The sequence below is a fragment of the Betaproteobacteria bacterium genome (assembly GCA_016791345.1).
GTDB lineage: Bacteria > Pseudomonadota > Gammaproteobacteria > Burkholderiales > JAEUMW01 > JAEUMW01.
This window is the reverse complement of sequence record JAEUMW010000452.1, coordinates 1-3669: the sequence shown is the minus strand read 5'-3', so window position 1 is coordinate 3669 and position 3669 is coordinate 1. Positions and strand designations below refer to the sequence as shown.

7 protein-coding genes are annotated in these 3669 nt (G+C 63.6%); 4 read left to right on the top strand and 3 right to left on the bottom strand.

The window, feature by feature from the left end; genetic code table 11:
- The 4 genes from JNK68_16970 to JNK68_16955 all read left to right on the top strand — a co-directional run.
- A partial coding sequence (locus JNK68_16970; GenBank protein ID MBL8542037.1) for a hypothetical protein occupies positions 1–336 on the top strand: 336 nt, incomplete at its 5' end.
- 69 nt (positions 337–405) lie between these two features.
- On the top strand, positions 406–561 hold the full coding sequence (locus JNK68_16965) for a hypothetical protein (GenBank protein ID MBL8542036.1): 156 nt from the start codon (positions 406–408) through the stop codon (positions 559–561).
- A 94-nt stretch (positions 562–655) separates the two neighbouring features.
- Complete coding sequence (locus JNK68_16960) at positions 656–937, top strand: type II toxin-antitoxin system mRNA interferase toxin, RelE/StbE family (protein ID MBL8542035.1); 282 nt, start codon at positions 656–658, stop codon at positions 935–937.
- The gene (locus tag JNK68_16955) at positions 938–1198 is read left to right on the top strand and encodes a helix-turn-helix transcriptional regulator (protein MBL8542034.1); all 261 of its coding nucleotides are present in this window, start codon (positions 938–940) and stop codon (positions 1196–1198) included.
- Positions 1199–1494: 296 nt separating this feature from the next.
- Here JNK68_16955 and JNK68_16950 read toward each other — a convergent pair whose 3' ends face one another.
- The 3 genes from JNK68_16950 to JNK68_16940 form a co-directional block, all read right to left on the bottom strand.
- On the bottom strand, positions 1495–2316 hold the full coding sequence (locus JNK68_16950; GenBank protein ID MBL8542033.1) for a tetratricopeptide repeat protein: 822 nt from the start codon (positions 2314–2316) through the stop codon (positions 1495–1497).
- A gap of 22 nt (positions 2317–2338) precedes the next feature.
- Positions 2339–3214 carry a Ku protein gene (locus JNK68_16945; protein MBL8542032.1) on the bottom strand — a complete coding sequence of 292 codons (876 nt, stop codon included), beginning with the start codon at positions 3212–3214 and terminating at the stop codon, positions 2339–2341.
- 14 nt (positions 3215–3228) lie between these two features.
- Positions 3229–3669, bottom strand: a 441-nt coding sequence (locus JNK68_16940; GenBank protein MBL8542031.1) for an ATP-dependent DNA ligase, incomplete at its 5' end; no start/stop codon positions are given.

Sequence of the window (3669 nt, the reverse complement as noted above, 5' to 3'; positions counted from 1 at the left end):
GCCACCGGCATTCCGTACTGGCAGATTCCGTACGCCAAGGTTTCCCTGCCCAGTTCGCTCTACGGCCCGGCCCTGCTGGTGGTGGCGATCGCTGCTGCCGCCCTGCGCCTGGGGGCGAAGGCGTCCTTCGCGCGGGCGCTGTTCGTCGCGGGACTCGCCGTACCTGCCATGGTCATGGCGCGCGTTCAGGTGGAGACCTCGCTGGATCCCACTTCCCACAATCTCTGGCCATTGGAGATCATCATCGCGGCTGCCGTCGGACTGTTGGTGTCATTCGCCGGCTCGCTCATCGGTGGTCTGCTGGTCCTGGCTTTCGGTAACAGGGACACAGACTGAGGTAGTGCGATCGACGAGTACGACGCTCTTCCCGAAGCAGACAGGGAAACGCGTGTCTCTCGGGTTCCGTTGAGCGCCGATGACATTCAAGCGCTGATCACCACAGCTATCGGTCTGCACGCCCGAGCATTGGAACAGCAGAGAGAGAAGCGCTGGTGGCTGCTACTCGCCAGCGCGGTCGGCGGCCTTCTTGGTGCGGTAATCGGCGGCTTCCTGAAGAGATAGGCGCATAAAGCCGCGCAAGGCCGGTGAATTCAGACGTTATGCCTTCCACCAGCCGCTGGTTGACATATCAAATATGGTATAGCCATAATATGGCATGTGGCGAATCGAAGAACACCGTCGGGTTGATCGGCAACTCGCTTCCGCCCCGAAGGAGATTCTGAAGCGCTACGAGAAGTGGAAAGACATCGCCAGTCTGTCCGGATCCCCCGGGCTCCGCCTTATCAAAGGGTTCCACGATGAAGCACTGGCTGGCGAATGGAAGGGCTATAGGTCGTCCCGCCTGGGCGATCAATGGCGCGTGATTTATCGAGTTGTCGCAGACGATCTGCTGTTCCAGGTCGCTTCGATAACGCCTCATGAATACCGGAGGCCGTAAGTGAAGGAATATCGCCGCGCCAAGAAGCGCATCGCTGTCTCCGTTGGCGAATCACTTCGGATTGTCCGCGAGCTTCAGGAGCTGAGTCAAAACCAGCTCTCGCAGCTCACGGGAATTCCCCAAGCGACCATCTCGGCTATCGAGAACGACCGTGTTCGTCTTGGCGTTGAGCGCGCCAAGGTGCTGGCGCAGGCGCTGAAGTGTCACCCCGGCGTTCTTGTATTCCCTGGCTGGGAATTGCCGAGTGATGCGGCGGCATAACCCGCGGCTCAAGCGGAACGCTCAACAGCGGTCGCCGCAATGTTCCGCATGCCCGTCGAGGACTTCGCATTCTTGCGAGTTGCTCTTCCGTCTGCATTCAAGCTGGAAACGGCAAATGGTACGTCACGCACACTCATCTTCATACACAGAAGCGGAGTGCCGGCGAGCAATCACTGCACTTGTCCGTCTCTGCCTAAAGCTTCAGTCCGTGGAGTGACTAACCCTTGCACCGGCGCCTGCCGCTCACTCTAGAGCGGCTGTTTCCAATGCTTGTGCACAGCTACCCGCAGCCGCCGCTACTCCGCTTTCCCTCCCACCAGCCGCCGATACTCCGCCATGTGCCGGATCGCCTCGCGCGGACGTCCCAGCTTCTTGCACAGCAGCGCCAGGTTGTAGTGGCAGTCGGCCAGATCTGGATCGCTGCGCAGCGCGCGCTCGTAGGCCTCCGTCGCTTCGTGCTCGCGGTTCAGGTCATCGAGCAGGACGCCGAGGTTGTACAGCAGCACGGGGTCGCTGTCGCCGCACGCATCGATGGCCTCGCGGTAGACGCGCTCGGCCTGCGCAAACTCCCCCGCTTCGTGCAGCAGGGAGCCGAGGTTGACATAGGCATCGACGAACGCGGGGTCGGCGGCGATCGCGCGTTCGTAAGCCTGGCGTGCCGCCTGCGCGTTCTCGGCTTCGAGTGCAACGCCTCGTGCGAAACAGTCGGCCGCTGTCGTCTTCGTGTCCACATCGCGCTCGATCACGCTGAGCGACCCGTTCGCCGGGTCGCCCTCGAAGGCGAGCAGGTACTGCCCCGAATCCGCCTGCCAGCGGCTGCCGCCTTCCTTGACAACGACGCGGTCGGCCACCGCACAGATGCTCAGGCCAGACAGCGGCATGCTCTCTGGCAGATGGCGTCGCAGTTCCTTCATCGAGCGGGTGATCCGTCGATGTGGCACCTTCGCCGCGGCGAGCGCCTGCGCGGTGCGCAGGACGATGAGGTCCTGAAACGAGAATTGCCAGGCGTTGCGTGGGCCGCGTGCGGGGGACACGAAGCCCGCCTCGATCAGCATGCGGATGGTGCTGCGTGGCAGGTGCAGCAACCGCTCGACGTCGCGCACGCCGTAGGAATGCATGGCGGGCGGACGTCCGGGGTCGCTACTTCTTGGCGGTCTTGCGTGCTGCCGGCTCGGTGGTGCGAACGCGCTTCGGCGGCTTGCGCGTTTCCGCTTCTGCGGCCGCTGTCTTGGCGGGTGCCGGCGCCTTCTTCTCCAGGCTCGCGCGCAGCGCCTCCATCAGATCGATGACCTGGGCGCCGCCTTCGGCTTCCTCGGTCATGGTGATCTCCTGGCCTTCCACCTTCTTCTGCACCGCCGCCTCGATGCGCGCCCGCACTTCGTCGGTGTACGCGCCGGGGTCGAAGCTGTCGGCGGTCTGCTGCTCGATCAGCTGCTGCGCGAGCTTGAGCTCGGCGTCCTTCACGTCCGTGTGCGGGATCTCGATGTCCTTGATCGAGCGGACCTCGGCGGCGTAGAGCAGCTGCTGCATGACGAGGCCATCCTCGATCGGGCGAATCATCACGATGTACTGCTTGCCGCGCGCGGCCCAGCGTCCGATGGCGCAGCGCCCGGATTCGCGCAGCGCCTTGGCGAGCAGCGCGTAGGGCTTGGCGCCGCCCTTGTCCGGCGCGAGGTAGTAGGCCTTGTCGAAGTACACCGGGTCGATCGACTCGATCGGCACGAACTCGGTGATGTCGGCGGCGTGTGTGCCGGCCTCCTCCAGCGCCTTCAGTTCCTCGTTGCTGAACATGACGTACTGGTCCTTGGCGAACTCGTAGCCTTTCACCATCTCGTCGCGCGGCACGACCACGTCCTCCTTCACGCACACGTACTGCTGCTTGACGCGCGAACCGCAGGTCTTGTGCAGCATGTTGAACGAGATCGCGCGACTGGCTTCGGTGGCGGAATAGAGCTTCACGGGAATGGACACGAGACCGAACGAGATCGTGAGCGACGCAATAGATCGGGCAGCCATGCTCTCACCTCCTTCTAGCCCTCGGCGCTGTTCACCGCGCCCTCGAGGCTTTGTTTGCGGGTCAGGGCTTCGCGCCAGCGATCCCCGGTTGCGGCCACGCGCTGCACGACGTTCGGGATGCGAAAGTCGAGCGGATGCGCCTGCGCCAGTTCCTCCCACGTGAGCGGCATCGACACCGGCGCGCCGGGCACACCGCGCGGCGAGTAGGCGACGTTCAGCGTCTTGCCACGAACGTTCATATTGTAGTCCATGAAGATCTTGCCGGTCCGCTTGGGCACGCTCCACTCCAGCGTGATGTCCTTGGGGTGCAGGCGCATGAGATGGCGGCCGACGAGTTCCGACACGTGGCGCGCGGCATCGAAATCGATGGTCCGGCGGATCGGCACGAAGACGTGCAGGCCGGTCTTGCCGGAGGTCTTCACGATGGCTTCGAGCGACATGCCGAGCAGCAGATC

Coding starts and splice junctions, on each gene's coding strand:
- JNK68_16945 (MBL8542032.1), bottom strand. CDS start 3,214: ATGGCTGCCCGATCTATTGCGTCGCTCACGATCTCGTTCGGTCTCGTG.
- JNK68_16960 (MBL8542035.1), top strand. CDS start 656: ATGTGGCGAATCGAAGAACACCGTCGGGTTGATCGGCAACTCGCTTCC.
- JNK68_16950 (MBL8542033.1), bottom strand. CDS start 2,316: ATGCATTCCTACGGCGTGCGCGACGTCGAGCGGTTGCTGCACCTGCCA.